Below are 22940 nucleotides of genomic sequence, written 5' to 3'. Positions count from 1 at the left end.
GTACCCGCGTCATGACCCAGCCGCCGCCCCCGCCGCCCAACCAGCCCCCGCCCGGGGGTGGTTTCGGCCCACCGCAGGACCAGCCGCCGCAGCAGCCCGGATTCGGCGCCCCGCAGCTGCCGGCCCAGCAGCCCGGTTACGGCTACCCCCAGGCGCCCCCGCCGCCGCAGGGCGCCCCGCAGACGCCCCCGCAGGCACCGCCGGCGGACCCGGGCTACGGCTACCCCGGCCAGCAACAGCAGCCGTCGTACGGCCAGCAGCCGAACCCGTACGGGCAGCAGCAGCCCGGCGGTTACGGCCAGCAGCCCAACCCCTATGGCCAGCAGCCCGGTTACGGCTACCCGCAGCCGACCATGCCGCTGCACCCCCAGCCCGGTCAGCCGGCCGGTGGCGGACGGAAGATCAGCCCGCAGCTGGCGATCATCGTCGCGGCGGTGGTGGCGATCGCGCTGATCGTGGGCGGCGGTGTCTGGTACGCCTCCTCGTCCGGCGACGACAAGAAGGACACCGCGAGCTCCAGCGGCGGCACCGGCGGTGGCGGCGACGAGAAGGGCGGCACCGGCGGCACCTCAAGCAAGGGCGACGAGAAGGTCCCGTCCAGCACCGCCTCGTCCGTCCTCTTCCAGGTCCCGCAGCCCAAGCCGCCCGTCGACACCACGTACACGGTGAACGGCTCCTGGCTGACCGACACGGTCTACGCCAAGAGCGGCATCGCCGAGGTCGTCGGCTACGACCCCGACAAGGGCACCAAGCTGTGGACGATCAAGCTGCCCGGCCCGGTGTGCCAGGCCAGCCGCCACGCCACCGAGAACGGTGTGACGGCGATCGCCTACGAGCCCGGGATGCCGACGAAGGAACGTACGGCCGGCTGCAGCGAGATCGCGGCGATCGACCTGAACGCGGGCAAGAAGCTGTGGAACAAGACCGCCAAGTCCGGTGACCGGCCGATCCGCTGGGACAACGTCACCGTCAGCGCGAACACCGTCGCCGCGGGCAGCACCAGCGGCGGCGGCGCCTGGGACATCGAGAGCGGCAAGTCGCTGTGGGCCCCGAAGCCGACCGACACCTGCTACGACGCGGGCTACGGCGGCGGCGAGAAGCTGGTCGCGGTCCGCAAGTGCGGTTCCTACGGCCAGCGCCAGCTGCAGATCCAGACCATCGACCCGGCCTCCGGGAAGGTGATCTCCGAGTACAAGATGGCGACGGGCATCGAGTACGCGAGCATCGTCTCCACCGAGCCTCTCGTCGTGGCCGCCGAGGTCGGCGAGGTCGAGGGCGCGCAGGGCATCTCGGACGTCTTCGCCATCGACAACAAGACCGGCAAGCTGCGCTCGCGCATCTCGGTGGATCCCGAGAAGTACGTGGCCCGTTGCGACGGCATCAGCAGGGTCGAGTACTGCTTCCAGATCGTGGTCGGCAACGACCGGCTCTACCTGCCGACCGAGGAGCGCGAGGTCACCGGCAGCGACTACTCCCGGACCAACTCGATCGTCGCCATCGACCTGAACAGCGGCAAGGAGACCGGCCAGCGCGCCGACGCGGGCGACGGCTACACGCTCACCCCGCTGCGCATGGACGGCGGCAACGTACTGGCGTACAAGCGGCCGCCGTACGACAAGGGCGGTCAGATCGTGACCATCGACGGTGGCACCTTCAAGGAGACGAAGCTCCTGGAGAACCCGGCGACGGAGGTGGTGCGCGACGTGGAGACGAGCATGCTCCCCGAGTACTCCGAGATCCTCTACCACGACGGACGGCTGTTCATGGCGCAGGTCTACGCGAGCGACTTCGGTGGCAGTTCGACCGAGAAGGAGTACCTCGCGGTCGCCTTCGGAACGAAGTGATCGCTCAGCGCGTGTGAATCCGCTGGTGACCACGGCCCCGTCCCTGCTCAGGGGCGGGGCCGTGCGCGTACCACCCATCAACCTCGAATGCCGGAAATTCCGTCGATCCGGGGCACTTCTCACCAGTAGGGGGAGCGCAACGTCGAACAAGCGTGTAGCTTCCGGGGGCATGAAGAGCGGGGGAGCCGGGAGGGGGCTTCTGTCCGTGCGACCAGTGGGCATCCATAGTGGAGCATCCACAGCGGGGCATGGGGATCGTTGCATGGGGATCCATTGGGGGGACTGGGGGGTTGCTCGATGGGAGTGCGGCTCATGGTGGTCGACGACCACCGTCTGCTCGCGGAGGCGCTGGCCTCGGCGTTGAAGCTGCGCGGGCACCGGGTGCTCGCCGCGGCGGCACCAGCCGCGGGCGCGGCGGAGCTGGTGATCACCCGGGCGCCCGAGGTGTGCCTGCTGGGCACGGCGACACCGGCCGAACCGGGCATCTTCGACCCGGTGGTGAAGATCAAGCGTGACCGTCCGCAGGTGGCGGTCCTGGTGCTGGGCCCGGTACCGAGCCCGCGCGGCATCGCGGCCGCCTTCGCCGCCGGCGCCTCGGGCTATGTACGCCATGACGAGCGCATCGAAGGTGTCGAGCGGGCGATCATGAAGGCGAGGGCGGGCGAGGCGGCGGTCGCGCCCCAGCTCCTGCAAGGCGCGTTCAGCGAACTCCTCAACCCGGCCGCCCAGCCCGACGACGAGGGCCAGCGACTGCTCCAGATGCTCACCCCGAGGGAGGTGGAGGTCCTGGTACGCGTCGCCGACGGCGAGGACACCAGGCTCATCGCGGCCGGCATGGGCATCGCCCCCTCCACCGCCCGCACCCACGTCCAGCGCGTCCTGATGAAGCTGGGAGTGGGATCACGCCTGGAGGCAGCGGCCCTGGCCGCCCGAACAGGCCTCCTGGACCGGGCGGGCCCGATACCGCACTCCACTCCGGACCTGAGCGGAGGCCCGGAGACCTGACCCGCCCGCCGACGCCGTACCGCGGCTCCGCGCGACCCGCACGTCTTCCTTCGGGCGTTCGCGGTGAACCGGATTGCCTGCCTGGAGTCCTTGCGGGATCGGAAACGCGGTTCGCCCACCGGCGGACCCTTGCGTTCGCCCTTGAGGGAGGCGAAGAAGTTCGCATATGCGGCGTCCGCATCCCGCAGCGCCTGCTGCAGGACGACTGAGGAAACATCGCTCAGCCAATGCCGCTCGCGGCGCAGCTTGCCCCGTGTGACCAGGGCCCGGGACGACACCTTTGATGTCGGGTAGGGCTCCTTGGCGGCGTGGGCGTCACGGCGGGTCCGCACGGCGTCGTTGAACACGACCCGCGCAAACCCGAACGCCCGCGCCAGCGCACCCTGTTGGCCGGGCTCCGGGTACAACCTGAAGGCGTACCGGAGCTGCATGCGGGTGATCGTACGAACGCCGCTCGCCCGTTCGCCAGAGGGAACATCCGTGCCAGCCGTCACCGTGCTGGACTCGCCATCATGTCCCGTTGGGTCGGAATGGCACAGCGGCGCTATAGCCGGTTTGGGGCTTTTTGGGGGTTTGCGTCCAGTAATTGAGGACGCTATCGCTGGTGCACTTTGTTTGATTCCGACGTTGACGGGACTGTCGAGTTATGGTTACTTGTGTTTAGTTCTGTTTGAGTGAAGGAGTCCGGCGGTGAAGAAGACCTCGACCCGACTGGCCGACGGTCGCGAGCTCATCTACTACGACCTGCGCGACGACACCGTGCGGGACGCGGTGGACCGCCGTCCGCTGGACCGGACGGTCACCACGTCCGAGGTCCGCCGCGACGTGCTGCTCGGCGACTCGGTCGCGATCGCCTCGCACCGCCAGGGCCGCACCTACCACCCGCCGGCCGACGAGTGCCCGCTGTGCCCGTCGCAGGGTGAGCGGCTCAGTGAGATCCCGGACTCGTCGTACGACGCCGTGGTCTTCGAGAACCGCTTCCCGTCCCTCGCTGGTGACTCCGGTCGCTGCGAGGTCGTGTGCTTCACCTCCGACCACAACGCGTCCTTTGCCGACCTCACCGAGGAGCAGGTGCGCCTTGTCCTCGACGCGTGGACGGACCGGACGTCGGAGTTGTCTCATCTGCCCTCCGTGGAACAGGTGTTCTGCTTCGAGAACCGCGGTGCCGAGATCGGTGTGACCTTGGGTCACCCGCACGGGCAGATCTACGCGTACCCCTTCACCACGCCCCGCACCGCACTGACGCTGCGTTCGGTCGCCGCCCACAAGGAGGCGACGGGCGGGGAGAACCTCTTCGACGCCGTCCTGGAGCGCGAACTCGCCGACGAGCGGGTCGTCCTGGAGGGTGAACACTGGGTGGCCTTCGTGCCGTACGCGGCGCACTGGCCGTACGAGGTCCACCTGTACCCGAAGCGCCGGGTGCCGGACCTGCTGGGGCTCGACGAGGACGCGCGCTCAGAATTCCCCCAGGTTTATCTGGAACTCTTGAGGCGCTTCGACCGGATCTTCGGCGAAGGTGAGCCCCTCACGCCCTACATCGCGGCCTGGCACCAGGCCCCGTTCGGCGCGCTGGAGGAGTTCGAGGGCGTCAACCGTGACGACTTCGCGCTCCACCTCGAGCTTTTCACCATCCGCCGCACGCCCGGCAAGCTGAAGTTTCTCGCGGGTTCCGAGTCCGGCATGAACGTGTTCATCAACGACATCCGGCCGGAGGCCGCGGCCGAGCGACTGCGAGAGGTAGCGAGTTCATGAGCGGTAAGTACCTGGTCACCGGTGGCGCGGGCTATGTCGGCAGCGTGGTCGCCCAGCATCTGCTGGAGGCGGGCCACGAGGTCGTCGTCCTCGACAACCTGACGACGGGCTTCCGCGAGGGCGTCCCGGCGGGCGCCTCCTTCATCGAGGGCGACATCCGCGACGCGGGCAAGTGGCTGGACGGCTCCTACGACGGAGTCCTGCACTTCGCCGCCTTCTCGCAGGTCGGCGAGTCGGTCGTGAAGCCCGAGAAGTACTGGGACAACAACGTCGGCGGCACCATGGCGCTGCTGGGCGCCATGCGTGAGGCGGGCGTGCGCAAGCTCGTCTTCTCCTCCACGGCGGCCACGTACGGCGAGCCGGTCAGCACCCCGATCACCGAGTCCGACCCGACGGCCCCGACGTCGCCGTACGGCGCCTCGAAGCTCGCCGTCGACCACATGATCACCGGCGAGGCGGCCGCCCACGGTCTGGGCGCGGTGTCGCTGCGCTACTTCAACGTGGCGGGCGCGTACGGGCAGCAGGGCGAGCGCCACGACCCCGAGTCGCACCTCATCCCGCTGGTCCTCCAGGTCGCGCAGGGCAAGCGGGAGGCGATCTCCGTCTTCGGCGAGGACTACCCGACGCCGGACGGCACCTGCGTCCGCGACTACATCCACGTCGCCGACCTGGCCGAGGCCCATCTGCTGGCGCTGAAGGCCGCGCAGCCGGGCGAGCACCTGATCTGCAACCTCGGCAACGGCGAGGGCTTCTCCGTCCGCCAGGTCATCGAGACCGTCCGCCAGGTCACCGGCCACCCGATCCCCGAGGTCGTGGCCCCCCGGCGCGGCGGCGACCCGGCGATCCTGGTGGCGTCGGCGCGGGCCGCGCGCGAGAAGCTGGGCTGGAACCCGTCCCGCGCGGACCTCGCGGGGATCGTCGCGGACGCGTGGGAGTTCACGCAGAACATCGGCACAGCAAGGGAGCAGTAGTGGGGCAGCAGGTGCGGGACGGTTTCGTCGAGCTCTACGGAACCGAACCCGAAGGTGTCTGGTCGGCGCCGGGCCGCGTCAACCTCATCGGTGAGCACACCGACTACAACGACGGCTTCGTGATGCCCTTCGCGCTGCCGCACACCGCCGTGGCGGCGGTCTCGCGGCGCACGGACGGCGTCCTGCGGCTGCACTCCGCGGACGTCGAGGGCGGGGTCGTGGAGCTGACGCTCGACGCCCTGACCCCGGAGTCCGACAAAAACTGGACGGCGTACCCGGCGGGAGTCCTCTGGGCCCTGCGCGAGGCCGGCCACCCGGTGACCGGCGCCGACATCCATCTGTCGTCGACGGTCCCGTCGGGCGCGGGCCTGTCCTCGTCGGCGGCGCTGGAGGTCGTGGTGGCCCTGGCCGTCAACGACCTGTTCGAACTCGGTCTGCAGCGCTGGCAGCTGGCCCGCCTGTGCCAGCGCGGGGAGAACGTCTACGTCGGCGCCCCGACCGGCATCATGGACCAGACGGCCTCGGCCTGCTGCGAGGACGGCCACGCGCTGTTCCTCGACACCCGCGACCTGTCCCAGAAGCAGATCCCCCTCGACCTGGCGGCCGAGGGTATGCGTCTGCTGGTCGTCGACACCCAGGTCAAGCACTCCCACAGCGAGGGCGAGTACGGCAAGCGCCGCGCGGGCTGCGAGAAGGGTGCGGCACTGCTGGGCGTGGACGCGCTGCGGGACGTGCCGTACGGCGAACTGGACGCGGCGCTGGCCCGGTTGGGCGACGAGGAAGAGGTCGTACGACTCGTCCGTCACGTCGTCACGGAGGACGAGCGCGTCGAGCGCGTCGTCAGGCTGCTGGAGTCGGGCGACACCCGTGCCATCGGCCCGGTCCTGATCGAGGGCCACGCCTCCCTGCGCGACGACTTCCGTATCTCCTGCCCGGAGCTGGACCTGGTCGTCGACACGGCCGTCGCCTCGGGAGCCCTGGGCGCCCGGATGACCGGTGGCGGTTTCGGCGGCTCGGCGATCGTGCTGGCGGACGTCGCCGACGTGGACTCCATCACCAAGGCGGTGGAGGAGGCCTTCGCCGCGGCCGGGTTCACGGCGCCCCGCGTGTTCGAGGCGGTGCCTTCTCCGGGGGCGCGCAGGCTCGCCTGAGGTTCTCTGCTTTCGTCAGCCCCGTGCTCCTCGCCGAGCGCGGGCTGACCCATGTGCTGCCCGCGTGCGAACACGTTGTGGGGATTGTCGCCGAGTCGTCCCGGTCGTACCCGGTCTGTAACCGGCCCCGCGACTCCCTCCGCAGAAGCGCCCGTTCCGTGTGACGGTGGGCATATCGCCGTGGGCGAAGGGGGATTTCATGGCTGTGCAGGGCGGTCCTCAGGCATCACCGCGCAAGGAGCCGGGGTGCCTCAGGGGTCTGGTGGCTCTGGTCGTGTTCATCGGGATCATCTATGCGATCTGGTGGTTCACGGGCGGCAAGGACGGCGACGACGAGGCCTCCTCCACGCCGTCCGTGTCCGCCTCGGCCACCGGGGACGGCGGCGGCAGTTCGGGGGAGTGGAAGGCCGGCGACTGCGGTGGTCCCGATCCGGACCGGGCTCCCGACGGGTACACGGCATTGGACTGCGACGACTCCGACGCCACCTTCAAGGCGCTGAAGATCATGGACGCCGCCATCCTGCCCGCCGCGGTCCAGTGCCCGGCGGGGACGGACGTGGTCATCGAGGTGTCGATGAGCTTCGGGTCCGACGAGAAGTCGAGCGGCGGCATCCCCACCGACACCGTCTGCGGGCGCAATCTCTCCGACGACCACCCCGGCGACGCGGGCGCGGGCGGCGGGCAGCTGGTGAAGGGGGACTGCGTCGCGGCGGACGTCGCGGAGATCGCGTGCGGCCAGGCAGGTTCCGGTGACTTCAAGGTGCTCGGGCTCGTCGACGCCGGTTCCGCCCGCTGCCCCTCCGGCACCACCGACCCCATCCAGCTGACGATGGTGGTGGGACGGCCGTACGACACCGTCTGCGGCCGCAAGCTCTAGCCGATCCGCTTCGTCAGGGTGTACTCGGTGATCCCCGGCGGATAGTCGGGGATCACGCACACCACGTCGTACCCGTGCTTCTTGTAGAACTCCGGTGCCTGGAAGTCCCAGGTCTCCAGGCGGGAGTTCACACACCCCCGCTCGTCGCGGGAGAGGGCCTCCGCCGTCGCGAGCAACTGCGAACCGAGGCCCGCCCCCCGCCATCGGTCGTCCACCCACAGGTAGGTCACGTGCAGCCATGTCGTCCAGGTGTGGCCGACCAGACCGCCCGCCAGTTCGCCCGCCCCGTCCAACGCCCAGACGTGGAGCGGAAGTTCCCGTTCACCTGGGGTTCCGCGCAGGGCGCGCAGCACCGGGGAGGCCGCCGTGTTCGCGTCGCGGAGCCGTTTGTGGAGCAGATCGCGTCGGCCTCTGTCGACTTCTGTCTCAATGCGAAACATGCGGCTCACCATAAACGTGCCGGACAGCCAGTTCTGCAAATTACCTTCCGCTCCCGGCCCCCGGCCGTACCCTGATGAACAGCACCGGTGGGGGCCGGTGCTGATCAGGGGGCGAGACAGTCGGGTACGGCGCCCGAAGTGGGGGTAGCAGTTCGTGCACGGCGGCGGCCGTGCGGCCATCGCGCTTCGGACGTCGTACCTGCGCCGGTCTTTTCCGTCTCCCGACGATGGGGTATCCCCTGCTCTTACAGAGCTTGGGGAAGGGGGTTTCGTGGTTCGCATCCGAGTCCTGGTAGTCGACGACCATCGCATTTTCGCCGAGTCGCTCGCCGCAGCTCTGGCGGCCGAGCCCGATGTCGACGTCTCCGCCGCCGGCAGCGGTCCCGCCGCGCTGCGCAGTCTGGAGCGCGCGGCCGCCGAGGGGCGCCGTTACGACGTGCTGCTCGTCGACGCCGATCTGGGCGGCAACGTCCAGGGCATCCGGCCCGCCGTGCCCGTACAGGAGGGCAACGAGGACGGGCTCGTCGACGGCATCTCGCTGGTGGTCGGGGTGCGTTCCGCGCAGCCCGGCGTACGCATCGTCGTCCTCGCCGAGAAGGACGACCAGCGGCGTGCCGCGCTCGCCCTGCAGGCCGGGGCGTCGGGGTGGGTGGCCAAGGACTGCTCGCTGTCCAGACTGCTGACCGTCATACGAGGGGTGCTGCGGGACGAGACGCATCTGCCGCCCGCCCTGCTCACGGGGGTCCTCAGGGAGCTCACCGCCGCTCGCAAGCACCGCACCGAGAGCGAGCGGCTCGTCGAGTCTCTGACCCCACGCGAGCGGGAGGTGCTGCGGTGCATGGTCGCCGGTCTGGGCAGAAAGGCCGTCGCCGAGCGGCTGTTCCTCTCGCCGCACACCGTCCGCACCCATATGCAGAACGTGCTCGGCAAGCTCGGCGTGCACTCCACGCTGGCCGCCGTCGCGCTCGCCCGCCGTGCCGGGGTGGGGCCCGTCGACCTAGCCGGGGATGTTGTCGAACGGGGCGGTCAACTGGCGTAGCAACCCCGCCAGTTCGCTCCGCTGGGCCCGGGAGAGCTCCGCGAGGATCGCGCGCTCCTGGTCGAGCAGTCCGGCGAGGGCCTGGTCCGCGCGGTCCTGGCCCTCGTCCGTCAGCCGGACCAGCACACCACGCCGGTCCGAGGGGTCCGGCAGGCGCTCCACCAGGCCCTTCTTGGTCAGCCGGTCGATGCGGTTCGTCATCGTGCCCGAGGTGACCAGAGTCTGTGTCAGCAGCTGCCCGGGGGAGAGCTGATACGGCGTTCCCGCTCGCCGCAGCGCGGTGAGGACGTCGAACTCCCAGGGCTCCAGGCTGTGCTCGGAGAAGGCCAGTCGACGTGCCCGGTCCAGGTGCCGGGCCAGTCTGCTCACCCGGCTGAGCACCTCGAGCGGTTCCACGTCGAGGTCAGGGCGCTCCCGGCGCCATGCTGCGACCAGCCGATCGACCTCGTCCTCCATGGCGATCAGTCTAGTGGTTGTGTCGATGTGAAGTCTCTTGATGTCAAGTCTCTTGACGTCGAGATAAATCGAGGGTCACAGTGGATCCATGACGACTTGGGACCCCGCCCAGTACCTGCGCCACGCCGACCACCGCGCCCGCCCCTTCGCGGACCTCCTCGCCCGCGTCCCCGGCCTGCCCGCCGAGGAGGCGCCCCGCATCGCCGACCTCGGCTGCGGCCCCGGCAGCGTCACCGCCGTCCTCGCCGACCGCTGGCCCACCGCCCGCATCACCGGCTACGACAACTCGCCCGAGATGCTCGACCGGGCCCGCACCGAGCACGAGGGCCCCACGCCGGGCGGCGGCCGCCTCGACTTCGCCCACGCCGACGTCCGCACCTGGGCGCCCGCACAGTCGTACGACCTCATCGTCAGCAACGCCACGCTCCAGTGGGTCCCCGGGCATGTGGAGCGCTTCGCCGACTGGATCGCGGGGCTCGCGCCGGGCGGCACCCTCGCCTTCCAGGTGCCCGGGAACTTCGGTGCCCCCAGCCACCAGCTGATGCGCGAACTCGCCCACACCGCCGGCCTCGGCGACCTCCTGCGCCACGACGACGCCGTCCTCGCTCCCGAGACCTATCTGGAGCACCTGACCGCCCTCGGCTGCACGGCCGACGTGTGGGAGACCACGTACATCCATCTCCTCACCGGCGAGGACCCGGTCCTCGACTGGGTGAAGGGAACGGGACTGCGGCCCGTCCTCACCGCGCTCGCCGACGATCCGCGGACCCGCGACGACTTCGTGAGCCGTTACCGGGACGCCCTGCGCAAGGCCTATCCGGCGGGACCGCACGGCACACCCTTCCCGTTCCGCCGGATCTTCGCCGTCGCCCGCAAGGAGGAGTGATGCTCACCGGGGTCGACCACGTCCAGCTCGCCGCGCCGCCGGGCTCCGAGGACCGGCTGCGGGCGTACTACGTCGGCGTGCTCGGCATGGCGGAGATCCCCAAGCCGCCGGTGCTCGCCGCGCGCGGCGGGTGCTGGTTCCGGGCGGGGGCCGTACAGCTGCACCTGGGGATCGAGGACGACTTCAGACCCGCCAGGAAGGCCCACCCCGGGCTGCGGGTCACGGACATCGGGACGTACGCCGCCCGGCTTCAGGCCCGCGGCGCCGCGGTGACCTGGGACGCGGACCTGCCGGGACACCGGCGCTTCTACTCCCACGATCCCGTCGGCAACCGGCTGGAGTTTCTGGAGCCGGTTGTTTGAGCCCTCCCGGCGCGGGCCACTCGCTGGAGTGACAGCGGGGGGGCGATCCAGCCGGGAGTGAGTGACGTGGCGAAGGAACAGAAGGCCCGGGCGAAGAAGGAACAGGCCAAGGGCAAGGCCAAGGAGACCATGGGCCGCGCGGTCGGCAACGAGCGGATGACCGGCGAGGGCCGCACCGGACAGGCCAAGGGCGACATGCGCCAGGCCAAGGAGAAGACCAAGGACGCCTTCAAGCGGTGATCCGAGGGGCGCCGCGGGACTCAGCTCTTGCGGCGCCCTATCAGGTGCGGCTTCTGCTCGAGCCCGTCCAGCCCGTGCCACGACAGGTTCACCAGATGCGCGGCGACCTCCGCCTTCTTCGGGCGGCGTACGTCCAGCCACCACTGGCCGGTCAGGGCGACCATGCCGACCAGGGCCTGGGCGTACAGCGGGGCCAGCTTCGGGTCGAAGCCGCGGCTCTTGAACTCGCGGCCCAGGATGTCCTCCACCTGGGTGGCGATGTCCGAGATCAGCGAGGCGAAGGTACCCGTCGACTGCGGGATGGGGGAGTCACGGACCAGGATGCGGAAGCCGTCCGTGTACTCCTCGATGTAGTCCAGGAGTGCGAAGGCCGCCTGTTCGAGGAGCTCGCGCGGATGGCCGGCGGTCAGGGAGCTCGTGACCATGTCGAGCAGGCGCCGCATCTCACGGTCCACCACCACCGCGTACAGGCCTTCCTTGCCGCCGAAGTGCTCGTACACCACCGGCTTGGACACCCCGGCCTTCGCCGCGATCTCCTCCACCGACGTGCCCTCGAAGCCCTTGGCGGCGAAGAGGGTGCGACCGATCTCGAGCAGCTGCTGACGACGCTCGGCACCCGTCATCCGGGTGCGGCGCGTGCGCCTCGGCTTCTCATTGCTCTCGGTGCTGCTGGAGTCGGTCGCCACGGCGTCAATCATGCCGCCTTCGCGGGCTCCTTCCCGCTTCGGGAGCCGCCTTCATCGGTGTTACGGCGCGAATCGATACGCGAGCGTGACGGCCAGCGGACGTCGTACGCCCAGCCGAACATCTCGAACCAGCGGATCAGACGTGCCGAGGAGTCGATCTGACCGCGCTCCACCCCGTGCCGCGCGGAGGTCGGGTCGGCGTGGTGCAGGTTGTGCCACGACTCACCGCAGGACAGCACCGCCAGCCACCACACGTTGCCCGAGCGGTCCCGCGACTTGAACGGCCGCTTGCCCACCGCGTGGCAGATCGAGTTGATCGACCAGGTCACGTGGTGCAGCAGACAGACCCGGACCAGCGACCCCCACAGGAACGCCGTGAACGCGCCCCACCACGACATCGTCACCAGACCGCCGACCAGCGGAGGGATGGCCAGGGAGAGCATCGCCCAGAAGATGAAGCCCCGGGAGATCCGACGGATCGCCGGGTCCTTGATCAGATCCGGCGCGTACTTCTCCTGCGGGGTCTGCTCCTCGTCGAACATCCAGCCGATGTGCGCCCACCACAGGCCCTTCATCAGCGCCGGAATCGTCTCGCCGAACCGCCACGGGGAGTGCGGGTCGCCCTCCGCGTCCGAGAACTTGTGGTGCTTGCGATGGTCGGCGACCCACCGGACCAGGGGCCCTTCGACCGCCATCGACCCCGCGATCGCCAGCGCGATCCGCAGGGGGCGCTTGGCCTTGAAGGAGCCGTGCGTGAAGTAGCGGTGGAAGCCGATCGTGATGCCGTGGCAGCCGAGGAAGTACATGAAGACGAGCAGACCGAGGTCCAGCCAGCTCACCCCCCAGCCCCACGCCAGCGGTACCGCCGTGAGCACGGCGAGGAACGGGACGATGATGAAGAGCAGCAGGGTGATCTGCTCGAGCGAACGCTTCTGCTCGCCGCCCAGGGTGGCGGACGGCATCGAGGGATCGTCGGGCGCCGGGGCGTCTTCGATCACATCGGAGCTTGTGGTCATGGGGCGTCCCCTGTGGGGTTCGAGGGTTTTGAGACAAGGGCCTGGTCAGCGGAGCCACTGGAAGGAGAGCGGGACTTCCCTACGGTTCCGTAACCTACGGCGTCGTAAGTATGGCAGCGCGTCGCCCGACGGCAAGAGCCCGAGAGTCTGCGCGTCCGCACGGACACCTATCCTGGAGTCGTTCGGACAGCGCGGTCCGCTCTCATTTCTTCCCGGATGTCCGGTCCGTATGCGGCAGCCGCCGTCGGACCGGTACCGGGTTCCCTCCCGGACGAGCTTCAACACTGCAAGGAGCCGCACCTGTGAGCAGTGCCGACGACAAGACCGTTTCTCAGGAGACCACCTCCACCGAGCTGCGCGCCGACATCAGGCGACTCGGGGACCTCCTCGGCGAGACCCTCGTCCGGCAGGAAGGCCCGGAGCTGCTGGAACTCGTCGAGAAGGTCCGCAGCCTCACCCGTGAGGACGGTGACGCCGCCGCCGAACTGCTGCGGGGCACCGAACTGGAGACCGCCGCCAAGCTGGTGCGCGCCTTCTCGACCTACTTCCACCTGGCCAATGTCACCGAGCAGGTCCACCGCGGCCGCGAGCTCAGAGCCAGGCGTGCCGCCGAGGGCGGTCTGCTCGCCCGCACCGCCGACCGCCTCAAGGACGCCGACCCCGAGCACCTGCGCCAGACGGTGCAGAACCTCAACGTTCGTCCGGTGTTCACGGCGCACCCCACCGAGGCCGCCCGCCGCTCGGTCCTCAACAAGCTCCGCCGTATCGCCGCGCTGCTGGAGACCCCGGTCCTGGAGACCGACCGCCGCCGCTACGACACCCGCCTGGCCGAGAACATCGACCTGGTGTGGCAGACCGACGAGCTGCGTGTCGTACGCCCCGAGGTGACCGACGAGTCCCGCAACGCCATCTACTACCTCGACGAGCTGCACGCGAACGCGGTCGGTGACGTCCTGGAGGACCTGACCGCCGAGCTGGACCGCGTCGGCGTCACCCTCCCCGAGAACACCCGCCCCCTGACCTTCGGCACCTGGATCGGCGGCGACCGCGACGGCAACCCGAACGTCACCCCCCAGGTGACCTGGGACGTCCTGATCCTCCAGCACGAGCACGGCATCAACGACGCGCTCGACCTGATCGACGAGCTGCGCGGCTTCCTCTCCAACTCCATCCGCTACACCGGCGCCACCGAGGAGCTGCTCACCTCGCTCCAGGCCGACCTGGAGCGCCTCCCGGAGATCAGCCCCCGCTACAAGCGGCTCAACGCCGAGGAGCCCTACCGGCTCAAGGCCACCGCGATCCGCCAGAAGCTGGAGAACACCAAGCTGCGGCTCGCCAAGAACACCCCGCACGAGGACGGCCGCGACTACCTCGGCACCGCCGAGCTGCTCCGGGACCTGACGCTGGTCCAGACCTCCCTGCGCGAACACCGCGGCGGCCTGATCGCCGACGGCCGGATGAACCGTACGATCCGTACGCTCGCCGCCTTCGGCCTCCAGCTCGCCACCATGGACGTCCGCGAGCACGCCGACGCCCACCACCACGCCCTCGGCCAGCTCTTCGACCGGCTCGGCGAGGAGTCCTGGCGCTACGTGGACATGCCCCGCGACTACCGCGGCAAGCTGCTCGCCAAGGAGCTCAGGTCGCGCAGGCCGCTGGCGCCCACCCCGGCCCCGCTGGACGCGGACGGCGAGAAGACCCTCGGCGTCTTCCACACCGTCAAGCGCGCCCTCGACGTCTTCGGACCCGAGGTCATCGAGTCGTACATCATCTCGATGTGCCAGGGCGCCGACGACGTCTTCGCCGCCGCCGTCCTGGCGCGCGAGGCGGGCCTGATCGACCTGCACGCCGGCTGGGCCAAGATCGGCATCGTGCCGCTCCTGGAGACCACGGACGAGCTCAAGGCCGCCGACACGATCCTGGAGGACATGCTCTCCGACCCGTCCTACCGGCGCCTGGTCGCACTGAACGGGGACGTGCAGGAGGTCATGCTCGGCTACTCCGACTCCTCGAAGTTCGGCGGCATCACCACCTCCCAGTGGGAGATCCACCGCGCCCAGCGCCGGCTGCGTGACGTCGCGCACCGCTACGGCGTGCGGCTGCGCCTGTTCCACGGCCGCGGCGGCACCGTCGGCCGCGGTGGCGGCCCCTCGCACGACGCGATCCTCGCCCAGCCCTGGGGAACCCTGGAGGGCGAGATCAAGGTGACCGAGCAGGGCGAGGTCATCTCCGACAAGTACCTGGTCCCCTCGCTGGCCCGCGAGAACCTGGAGCTCACGGTCGCGGCCACCCTCCAGGCCTCCGCCCTGCACACGTCCCCGCGCCAGTCCGACGAGGCGCTGGCCCGCTGGGACGCCGCGATGGACGTGGTGAGCGACGCGGCCCACGCCGCCTACCGCCGCCTGGTCGAGGACCCGGACCTGCCGTCGTACTTCCTCGCGTCGACGCCGGTGGACCAGCTCGCCGACCTGCACCTGGGCTCGCGGCCCTCGCGCCGGCCCGGCTCCGACACCTCTCTCGACGGACTGCGCGCCATCCCGTGGGTGTTCGGCTGGACCCAGTCCCGCCAGATCGTCCCCGGCTGGTTCGGCGTGGGCTCCGGTCTCAAGGCGCTGCGCGAGGCAGGCCTGGACACCGTGCTCGACGAGATGCACGAGCAGTGGCACTTCTTCCAGAACTTCATCTCCAACGTCGAGATGACCCTGGCCAAGACCGACCTGCGCATCGCCCGCCACTACGTCGAGACCCTGGTCCCGGCCGAGCTCCAGCACGTCTTCGCCGACATCGAGGCCGAGCACGCGCTGACCGTCCGCGAGGTCCTGCGGATCACCGGCGAGACCGAACTCCTGGACGCCCAGCCCGTCCTGAGGCAGACCTTCGCCATCCGCGACGCCTACCTCGACCCGATCTCCTACCTCCAGGTCGCCCTGCTCAAGCGGCAGCGCGACGCGGCCGCCGCGGGCGAGGAGGCGGACCCGACGCTGGCCAGGGCCCTGCTTCTCACCGTCAACGGTGTGGCGGCGGGTCTGCGCAACACCGGCTGACGGTTTCTTGTGGACATGGCGGTGCCCCCGAGCCTCGTATCGGCTCGGGGGCACCGCCATGTCGGGGCTTTGAGGCCTACGACGCCTTCCGACGCCGGAACACCAGGTAGCCGCCCGCCGCGACCAGCGCCGCCGCGACACCGCTCAGCAGACCGACGGGGGCGCCGCTGCCGGTCTCGGCGAGGTCGCCTGCGCTGCCCTGGGCGGACGGGGAGGAGGAGGCGGACGGGGTTCCCGCGGCCTCGCCGGGCTGCGAGGCGGAGGCCGACGGCGAGGCCGTGGCGGACGGCGTCGCCGTGCCGTCACCCGGGTTGCCGTCGTCGGTGTCCTCGCAGTCCGTCCAGAACACCTTGTGCTTGGCGGATCCGTTCTCCCCCTCGAAGTTCCAGAACAGCTTGTAGTGGCCGTCCGGCAGCGACAGGTCCTCCGTACGGCCATGGCCTTCGCCGTCGAGGGTGATCTCGCCGGACTTCACGGTCTCGCCCTTGACGCCGGCCGTCGGGGCCCAGGACTCGATGTGCCAGTCGACCTCCTGGGCGCTGTCGAAGCCGAAGGCGTCCAGATAGAAGGTGCAGACGTGCGGTTCGTTGCGACGGAGTTCCTCGCCGGTGGAGGCGTCGTGGATCTTCACGGTGCCGTTGTCACCGGGGGCGGTGGCGTGGGCGGAGGGGGCGGCCGCGAGCAGGGCGGCCACGGCGACGGCGGACAGGGCGCCGGCGCGGGTGAGGGTAGGCATGGGCAGTCCATCTTCGAGATGTGACAGGGAAGATGTGGAGGGGGCGGCTCAGCTTCCAGCCCCGCCTGACCCAAGGTCAATCACGAACAGGCAACGCTCAGGTCCTCCACAGATGTGGAGAACCTTGAAAGCTGTCAGATGGTCACGAAAGCGGCGGTGAGCAGTGCGATTCCCGCCCCCGCCATGACCCACGCGCCCCGCGTGCGCCCCAATCCGCCCGCGACGACGACCGACGCCAGTAGCAGCGCACCGCCCAGCGGAACCCAGGCGTAGAGAATCCCGGCTGGCCCGGAGCGGACGACGTCGTCACTGCTGGGCTTCATGACGACGGTGTACGTCTGTCCCTTGCGCACCGCGACCGTCTTCTCGATGACGACCTTCACGCGCGGCGTGGACCCCTGCGAGATCGGCGTGTAGGGCCCGGTGCAGGTGTCGCCCCCGCACCGCGTCACCTCGATCGTGCCGCTCTCCCGGCCCTTGGTCAGCATCACGTGCTGCGCGGTGCCCCACGACGCCCACACCCCCGCGATCAGGATCAGCGCCGCGACCGTGCCCATCGCCGCGAGCCGTCCGAAGCGGAGGGCGGCGACCGAGGCCGGGCGGGAGGCCTGACGGGACTTGGTGGCTGTGGCAGGCATGGCGGGGATCATTGGCCATGCCTGATCAGCCCGTCAACTTCGGTGGGTGACAAGTCAGGAGTTGTACGTGCTTTGCGCCCGCTCCAGCCCCTCGATGACCAGACTCTCCACGGCGTCCGCGGCCCGGTCCACGAAGTAGCCGAGCTCCTTGCGCTCGCTCGACGAGAAGTCCTTCAGCACGAAGTCGGCGACCTGCATCCGCCCCGGCGGCCGTCCGATCCCGAACCGCACCCGGTGGTACTCCGCGGTGAACGCCTTCGTCATCGACTTCAGACCGTTGTGCCCGTTGTCGCCGCCGCCGAGCTTGAGCCGCAGCGTTCCGTAGTCGATGTCCAGCTCGTCATGGATCGCCACGATGTTGGCGACGGGCACCTTGTAGAAGTCCTTGAGCGCGTTCACCGGCCCACCGGACAGGTTCATGTACGACATCGGCTTGGCCAGGATCACCCGACGGTTCAACGGCCCGGGCGGCCCGATCCGGCCCTCCACGACCTGTGCCTGCGCCTTGCCGGCCCGCTTGAACCGCCCCCCGATCCGCTCGGCCAGCAGATCGGCCACCATGAAACCGACGTTGTGCCGGTTGGCGGCGTACTCCGGCCCGGGATTGCCGAGGCCGACGATCAGCCAGGGCCCGCTGGCATCGGTCGTCACGTCCATCTCTCCTTCACGGTCCCTCGATACGCGCCGACCGCCGCCCCCGAGGGGAGCGGCGGCCGGCAGTCGCTGTTGCGGGGAGGATCAGGCCTCGGTGGCCTCGGCCTCGGCGTCCGCCGGGGCCTCCTCGGCCTGGGCGGCCAGGACCTGGAGCACGACCGCGTCCTCGTCGGTCGCCAGCGTGGTGCCCTCGGGCAGCGGGATGTCCTTGGCGAGGATGGAGGCACCGGCCTCCAGGCCCGCGATGGAGACGGTGACCGACTCCGGGATGTGCGTGGCCTCGGCCTCGACGTTCAGCGTGCTCAGGACGTGCTCGAGCAGGTAGGCGCCCGGCGCCAGCTCGCCCTCGGTGTGCACGTAGACCTCGACGTTGACCTTCTCGCCGCGCTTCACCAGAAGCAGGTCGACGTGCTCGAGGAAGCCCTTGATGGCGTCGCGCTGCACGGCCTTCGGGATCGCCAGCTGGGTCTTGCCCTCGATGTCCAGGGTGAGCAGGACGTTCGGGGTACGCAGGGCGAGCTGCAGCTCGTGGCCGGGCAGGGTGATGTGGACCGGCTCGGCACCGTGACCGTAGACAACGGCGGGAACCTTGCTGGCACGGCGGATACGGCGGGCCGCACCCTTGCCGAACTCGGTACGGGTCTCGGCGGCGAGCTTGACGTCAGCCATGGTCACTCCTCGTAGAACAGTTGGGGAAGGTGGTCACCCGGCCAAACCATCGGCCTGCTACGAAGAGCGCGTCGATAACGGAGCGCCGACACCCGCGTGAACAGGTACGGCCTCCCTCGCCGAGCAACTTGCGCAGTCTACTCGGCGGGGGAGGCCGTAGAAAAATCGATCATGCAGAAGCGTTCTGCCACATGGGCAGGGCTCAGTGCTCGTCGAAGAGGCTCGTCACCGAACCGTCCTCGAACACCTCGCGAACCGCGCTCGCGATCGTCGGCGCGATGGAGAGGACCTTGATCTTGTCCAGGTCCGCGCCCAGCTCGCCCGGTGTCGGCAGTGTGTCGGTGAACACGAACTCGCTCACCCGGGAGTTCTTGAGCCGGTCGGCGGCCGGACCGGAGAGCACACCGTGCGTGGCGGTGACGATGACGTCCTCGGCGCCGTGCGCGAAGAGGGCGTCCGCGGCCGCGCAGATGGTGCCACCGGTGTCGATCATGTCGTCGACGAGGACGCACACGCGACCCTTGACCTCACCCACGACCTCGTGGACGGTCACCTGGTTCGCCACGTCCTTGTCGCGCCGCTTGTGCACGATGGCCAGGGGCGCGCCGAGGCGGTCGCACCAGCGGTCGGCGACCCGCACCCGGCCCGCGTCCGGGGACACGACCGTCAGCTTGGACCTGTCGACCTTCCTGCCCACGTAGTCCGCGAGCAGCGGAAGGGCGAAGAGGTGGTCGACCGGGCCGTCGAAGAAGCCCTGGATCTGGTCGGTGTGCAGATCGACGGTGAGAATGCGGTCGGCACCGGCCGTCTTCATCAGGTCCGCGATCAGACGCGCCGAGATCGGTTCACGCCCACGGTGCTTCTTGTCCTGGCGCGCGTAACCGTAGAACGGCACGATGACCGTGATGGAGCGGGCCGACGCACGCTTCAGCGCGTCGATCATGATCAGCTGCTCCATGATCCACTGGTTGATCGGAGCCGTGTGGCTCTGGATCACGAAGCAGTCGGCACCGCGCGCCGACTCCTCGTAGCGGACGTAGATCTCGCCGTTCGCGAAGTCGAAGGCCTTGGTCGGGACAACCCCGACGCCCAGCTGCTCGGCAACCTCCTTGGCAAGCTCGGGGTGGGCGCGGCCGGAGAAGAACATCATCTTCTTCTCGCCGGTCGTCTTGATCCCGGTCACAGCTGTCTCCTCAGAGGTGTCTCAACTGGGTGTGCATTTATCACGGTACGCCGTCCCGGACGCACCCGTTTCCGGTCAGTCTTCGCTCTCGACCTGCCGAGAAGCCACCTCGGCCGCCTTCGCGGCCGCGCTCCCGGGACGCTTGCGAGCCACCCAACCCTCGATATTCCGCTGCTGACCACGGGCCACAGCGAGCGAACCGGGCGGCACGTCCTTCGTGATCACGGACCCGGCGGCGGTGTACGCACCGTCCCCGACCGTGACAGGAGCCACAAACATATTGTCCGAACCGGTGCGGCAGTGCGAGCCGACGGTGGTGTGGTGCTTGTCCTGTCCGTCGTAGTTCACGAAGACGCTCGCGGCACCGATGTTGGTGTGCTCTCCGATGGTGGCGTCACCGACGTAGGAGAGGTGCGGAACCTTGGTGCCCTCGCCGATCGAGGCGTTCTTGGTCTCGACGTACGTCCCGATCTTGCCCTTGGCGCCGAGGCGGGTGCCGGGCCGCAGATAGGCGTACGGCCCCACGGTCGCGTTCGGGCCGACGTGGGCGCCGTCGGAGACGGTGTTGTCCACGCGGGCCCCGGCTTCGACCACGGTGTCCTTGAGCCGGCTGTTGGGCCCGACCTCCGCGCCCTCGCCGATGTGGGTGGCGCCGTGCAGCTGGGTGCCGGGGTGGACGAGGGCGTCCTGCTCGAAGGTGACGGTGACGTCGACCCAGGTCGTGGCCGGGTCGATGACGGTGACGCCGGCGAGCATGGCGCGGGTCAGGAGACGGTCGTTGAGGATGCGACGGGCCTCGCTGAGCTGGACCCGGTTGTTGATCCCGGCGATCTCGCGGTGGTCACCGGCGACGGAGGCGCCGACGCGGTGACCGGCCTCGCGCAGGATCCCGAGGACGTCCGTGAGGTACTCCTCGCCCTGCGAGTTGTCGGTGCGGACCTTGCCGAGAGCGTCGGCGAGGAGCTGCCCGTCGAACGCGAACACACCGGAGTTGATCTCACGGATGGCACGCTGCGACTCGGAGGCGTCCTTGTGCTCGACGATCGCGGTGACGGCACCGGAGACACCGTCGCGGACGATACGGCCGTAGCCGGTGGCGTCGGGGACCTCGGCGGTGAGCACGGTGACGGCGTTGCCGTCGGTGGTGTGGGTGGCGGCGAGGGCGCGCAGGGTCTCACCGGTGAGAAGGGGAGTGTCCCCGCACACGACGACGACGGTCCCGTCGACGACGCCGCCCAGCTCTTCGAGCGCCATGCGTACGGCGTGCCCGGTGCCGTTCTGCTGCGCCTGGACCGCGGTGCGTACGTCGGGGTCGATGACGCCGAGGTGCTCGGTGACCTTCTCGCGCGCGTGGCCGACGACGACGACGAGATTCTCGGGGTCCAACTCCCGCGCTGCGGCGAGCACATGACCCACGAGGCTGCGGCCACAGATCTCGTGCAGGACCTTGGGTGTGGCCGACTTCATACGGGTGCCCTCACCCGCTGCGAGAACGACGACGGCTGCCGGGCGAATGGCGCTCACGGGATGCCCTTCGGCTGTGGAGGGGGTGGGTGACATCCGCAGGATACCGGGGCGTTTCACGGGGGACATGGGAGCGGGCCCTGACTGTGCTGTCACCGGTCAGGGCCCGATCTGTGCTTGTGCTCCCCCGCCAGGACTCGAACCCGGACAAATGGCACCAAAAGCCACGGTGCTGCCAATTACACCACGGGGGATGGCACTCGGCTGGACCGGACACCTGGTCAGGTCGCCGAGCGGGCACCCAACACTATGCCGTACCGGGCCCCTTTCATGCGACGGTACAAGTCGTCGTCGCCCGGGTGGAATTCGATCTTCCGGTATCGAACGGTGAGCGATTCGGCAGTTCGAGGGATATCGGGTTGTTTCGCATCCGGCCGGTCACGCAGTGTGGTGTAGGCCAATCCCGGAAACTCACCGGAAAACGCGCGCCGCCCGCCCGTAGGCTGGAGACATGACCACGACGGGGGAAGACCACGCCGCGGCCCGGCCAGGGCCCTGGTGGTGGGATCGGTGGCGCAGTGCCGTACTGGACGCGAGCCTGGCTTTCGCGTCCGTCGTCGAGTGCGGGGCGGAGGGGTACCGGTTCGCGGGGGACGCGGGGATCCCCAGCGCCGCGGGAATCGTGTTCGGCGTTCTCGCCGGATCCGCGCTGCTCGTGCGGCGCAAGTGGCCCATCGCCGTCGTGCTCGTCTCCATCGCCATCACGCCCGCCCAGATGGGCTACCTCATGGCCATCGTCGGCCTCTACACCCTCGCCGCTTCCGAACTGCCCCGCCGGATCATCGGCTCCCTCGCGGGGATGTCGCTGGTCGGTCAACTGATCGTGATGTTCGTGCGGATACGGCAGGGCACCACGCGTGGCGGCTGGGAGCTCGGGGACTGGTTCGTCCCGTTCGCCGCGATCACCATCGCCATCGGACTGACCGCGCCTCCGCTGCTCCTCGGACTGTACGTCGGTGCCCGGCGCCGGCTGATGGAGAGCCTGCGGGAACGGGCCGACAGCCTGGAGCGGGAGCTTCAACTGCTCGCCGAGCGGGCGGAGGAGCGGGCCGAGTGGGCGCGCGGCGAGGAGCGGACCCGCATCGCCCGGGAGATGCACGACGTCGTCGCACACCGGGTGAGCCTGATGGTCGTCCACGCGGCCGCCCTGCAGGCCGTCGCCCGGAAGGATCCCGAGAAGGCCGTCAAGAACGCCGCGCTCGTGGGGGACATGGGGCGCCAGGCGCTCACCGAACTGCGGGAGATGCTCGGGGTGTTGCGCAGCGGGGAGGGCGTCAGACGCGTCCGCTCGCCCGACTCCGTGCCGCTCGCCGCCGTCGGTGTCGCCGCCGCCGCTGCCGCCTCGCGGGCCGCCGACGAGTCGGACGGGCCCTGTCTGTCCGAGCTGGAGGAGCTGATCGGGCAGTCGGCCGCCACGGGGATGGTCGTGGACCTGACCGTCGACGGTGACGCCCGGGACTACGGCGCCGACATCGAGCAGACCGCGTATCGCGTCGTCCAGGAGGCGTTGACCAACGTCCACAAGCACGCGGCGGGCGCCAAGACGCATGTGCGGCTCGCGCACCGGGTGTCCGAGATCGCGATGCAGGTGGAGAACGAGCCGCCGCCGGAGGTGTCGGTCGCGTCGTCGGCGCGATTGCCGTCCGGGGGGAACGGTCTGGTCGGCATGAAGGAGCGGGTCGTCGCGCTGGGCGGGGTGTTCGTGTCCGGGCCGACGGACGCGGGGGGTTTTCGGGTGTCGGCGGTCATTCCGGCGGCGTGACCCGG

General features: G+C 69.8%; 22 protein-coding genes, 1 tRNA gene and 1 pseudogene. 12 read left to right on the top strand and 12 right to left on the bottom strand.

From position 1 onward, the window contains the following. Positions 1-11: 11 nt before the first annotated feature. Together OHU89_RS21565 and OHU89_RS21560 are read left to right on the top strand one after the other, a co-directional pair. The gene (locus tag OHU89_RS21565) at positions 12-1844 is read left to right on the top strand and encodes a PQQ-binding-like beta-propeller repeat protein (protein ID WP_405645091.1); all 1833 of its coding nucleotides are present in this window, start codon (positions 12-14) and stop codon (positions 1842-1844) included. 297 nt (positions 1845-2141) lie between these two features. Then, on the top strand, positions 2142-2849 hold the full coding sequence (locus OHU89_RS21560; protein ID WP_266891327.1) for a response regulator transcription factor: 708 nt from the start codon (positions 2142-2144) through the stop codon (positions 2847-2849). A 362-nt stretch (positions 2850-3211) separates the two neighbouring features. On the opposite strand, the pseudogene OHU89_RS21555 reads toward OHU89_RS21560, so the two are convergent. Then, a pseudogene (locus OHU89_RS21555) lies at positions 3212-3280 on the bottom strand (helix-turn-helix domain-containing protein); the annotation flags it as partial. A gap of 259 nt (positions 3281-3539) precedes the next feature. Here OHU89_RS21555 and galT point away from each other — a divergent pair. The 4 genes from galT to OHU89_RS21535 all read left to right on the top strand — a co-directional run bounded on the left by galT (position 3540) and on the right by OHU89_RS21535 (position 7600). After that, positions 3540-4601, top strand: coding sequence for a galactose-1-phosphate uridylyltransferase (gene galT, locus OHU89_RS21550; protein ID WP_266891331.1), 1062 nt, complete (start codon positions 3540-3542; stop codon positions 4599-4601). Next, a complete protein-coding gene (gene galE, locus OHU89_RS21545) occupies positions 4598-5572 on the top strand; it encodes a UDP-glucose 4-epimerase GalE (protein ID WP_365394098.1) in 975 nt (324 codons plus the stop codon). Before galT ends, galE begins: the two co-directional genes overlap by 4 nt. Then, the gene (galK, locus tag OHU89_RS21540) at positions 5572-6723 is read left to right on the top strand and encodes a galactokinase (RefSeq protein ID WP_405645088.1); all 1152 of its coding nucleotides are present in this window, start codon (positions 5572-5574) and stop codon (positions 6721-6723) included. Before galE ends, galK begins: the two co-directional genes overlap by 1 nt. 199 nt (positions 6724-6922) lie before the next feature. Beyond that, positions 6923-7600: a hypothetical protein gene (locus OHU89_RS21535; RefSeq protein WP_405645086.1), complete on the top strand. Its 678-nt coding sequence runs from the start codon at positions 6923-6925 to the stop codon at positions 7598-7600. Here OHU89_RS21535 and OHU89_RS21530 read toward each other — a convergent pair. After that, positions 7597-8052: a GNAT family N-acetyltransferase gene (locus OHU89_RS21530; RefSeq protein ID WP_405645084.1), complete on the bottom strand. Its 456-nt coding sequence runs from the start codon at positions 8050-8052 to the stop codon at positions 7597-7599. The two genes, OHU89_RS21535 and OHU89_RS21530, sit on opposite strands and share 4 nt — an antisense overlap. A 259-nt stretch (positions 8053-8311) precedes the next feature. On the opposite strand from OHU89_RS21530, the gene OHU89_RS21525 reads away from it, so the two are divergent. Next, positions 8312-9079 (top strand): response regulator transcription factor, encoded by a 768-nt coding sequence (locus tag OHU89_RS21525; RefSeq protein ID WP_046257593.1) that lies wholly within the window; start codon positions 8312-8314, stop codon positions 9077-9079. On the opposite strand, the gene tamR is transcribed toward OHU89_RS21525, so the two are convergent. Further along, positions 9038-9535, bottom strand: coding sequence for a MarR family transcriptional regulator TamR (gene tamR, locus OHU89_RS21520; RefSeq protein WP_046257592.1), 498 nt, complete (start codon positions 9533-9535; stop codon positions 9038-9040). The two genes, OHU89_RS21525 and tamR, sit on opposite strands and share 42 nt — an antisense overlap. 88 nt (positions 9536-9623) lie before the next feature. Here tamR and OHU89_RS21515 point away from each other — a divergent pair, with 88 nt between their 5' ends. The 3 genes from OHU89_RS21515 to OHU89_RS21505 all read left to right on the top strand — a co-directional run bounded on the left by OHU89_RS21515 (position 9624) and on the right by OHU89_RS21505 (position 11023). After that, positions 9624-10421 carry a trans-aconitate 2-methyltransferase gene (locus OHU89_RS21515; protein ID WP_405645082.1) on the top strand — a complete coding sequence of 266 codons (798 nt, stop codon included), beginning with the start codon at positions 9624-9626 and terminating at the stop codon, positions 10419-10421. Further along, positions 10421-10783: a VOC family protein gene (locus OHU89_RS21510; RefSeq protein WP_405645081.1), complete on the top strand. Its 363-nt coding sequence runs from the start codon at positions 10421-10423 to the stop codon at positions 10781-10783. The genes OHU89_RS21515 and OHU89_RS21510 overlap by 1 nt, the downstream gene beginning before the upstream one ends. A 66-nt stretch (positions 10784-10849) precedes the next feature. Further along, positions 10850-11023 (top strand): CsbD family protein, encoded by a 174-nt coding sequence (locus OHU89_RS21505; RefSeq protein WP_266891349.1) that lies wholly within the window; start codon positions 10850-10852, stop codon positions 11021-11023. 20 nt (positions 11024-11043) lie between these two features. On the opposite strand, the gene OHU89_RS21500 is transcribed toward OHU89_RS21505, so the two are convergent. Beyond that, positions 11044-11721: a TetR/AcrR family transcriptional regulator gene (locus OHU89_RS21500; RefSeq protein WP_046257589.1), complete on the bottom strand. Its 678-nt coding sequence runs from the start codon at positions 11719-11721 to the stop codon at positions 11044-11046. Next, positions 11718-12725 carry a fatty acid desaturase gene (locus OHU89_RS21495; RefSeq protein WP_266891353.1) on the bottom strand — a complete coding sequence of 336 codons (1008 nt, stop codon included), beginning with the start codon at positions 12723-12725 and terminating at the stop codon, positions 11718-11720. Before OHU89_RS21495 ends, OHU89_RS21500 begins: the two co-directional genes overlap by 4 nt. Before the next feature lie 302 nt (positions 12726-13027). Here OHU89_RS21495 and ppc point away from each other — a divergent pair, with 302 nt between their 5' ends. Beyond that, positions 13028-15769 (top strand): phosphoenolpyruvate carboxylase, encoded by a 2742-nt coding sequence (ppc, locus tag OHU89_RS21490; protein ID WP_405645078.1) that lies wholly within the window; start codon positions 13028-13030, stop codon positions 15767-15769. Positions 15770-15845: 76 nt separating this feature from the next. Here the strand turns inward: ppc and OHU89_RS21485 are convergent, their stop codons facing one another. The 7 genes from OHU89_RS21485 to OHU89_RS21455 all read right to left on the bottom strand — a co-directional run bounded on the left by OHU89_RS21485 (position 15846) and on the right by OHU89_RS21455 (position 21367). Next, a complete protein-coding gene (locus OHU89_RS21485; RefSeq protein ID WP_405645076.1) occupies positions 15846-16505 on the bottom strand; it encodes an LPXTG cell wall anchor domain-containing protein in 660 nt (219 codons plus the stop codon). A 134-nt stretch (positions 16506-16639) separates the two neighbouring features. Beyond that, positions 16640-17155, bottom strand: coding sequence for a hypothetical protein (locus tag OHU89_RS21480; RefSeq protein WP_405645075.1), 516 nt, complete (start codon positions 17153-17155; stop codon positions 16640-16642). Positions 17156-17197: 42 nt separating this feature from the next. Beyond that, positions 17198-17800, bottom strand: coding sequence for an aminoacyl-tRNA hydrolase (gene pth / locus OHU89_RS21475; RefSeq protein ID WP_405645073.1), 603 nt, complete (start codon positions 17798-17800; stop codon positions 17198-17200). An 81-nt stretch (positions 17801-17881) separates the two neighbouring features. Further along, the gene (locus OHU89_RS21470) at positions 17882-18466 is read right to left on the bottom strand and encodes a 50S ribosomal protein L25/general stress protein Ctc (protein ID WP_266891363.1); all 585 of its coding nucleotides are present in this window, start codon (positions 18464-18466) and stop codon (positions 17882-17884) included. A gap of 202 nt (positions 18467-18668) precedes the next feature. Then, entirely contained in the window at positions 18669-19649 is a 981-nt protein-coding gene (locus OHU89_RS21465; RefSeq protein ID WP_266891365.1) for a ribose-phosphate diphosphokinase, read from the bottom strand. 75 nt (positions 19650-19724) lie between these two features. Next, positions 19725-21173 (bottom strand): bifunctional UDP-N-acetylglucosamine diphosphorylase/glucosamine-1-phosphate N-acetyltransferase GlmU, encoded by a 1449-nt coding sequence (gene glmU, locus OHU89_RS21460; protein ID WP_405645071.1) that lies wholly within the window; start codon positions 21171-21173, stop codon positions 19725-19727. A gap of 122 nt (positions 21174-21295) precedes the next feature. Continuing rightward, positions 21296-21367, bottom strand: a tRNA-Gln gene (locus OHU89_RS21455). Positions 21368-21624: 257 nt separating this feature from the next. Between OHU89_RS21455 and OHU89_RS21450 the strand changes: the two genes are divergently transcribed. Then, entirely contained in the window at positions 21625-22935 is a 1311-nt protein-coding gene (locus OHU89_RS21450; RefSeq protein WP_405645069.1) for a sensor histidine kinase, read from the top strand. Positions 22936-22940 lie beyond the last annotated feature (5 nt).

The organism is Streptomyces sp. NBC_00019 (assembly GCF_045041015.1).
Lineage (GTDB): Bacteria > Actinomycetota > Actinomycetes > Streptomycetales > Streptomycetaceae > Streptomyces.
This window is presented reverse-complemented; position numbering and strand designations above follow the sequence as displayed.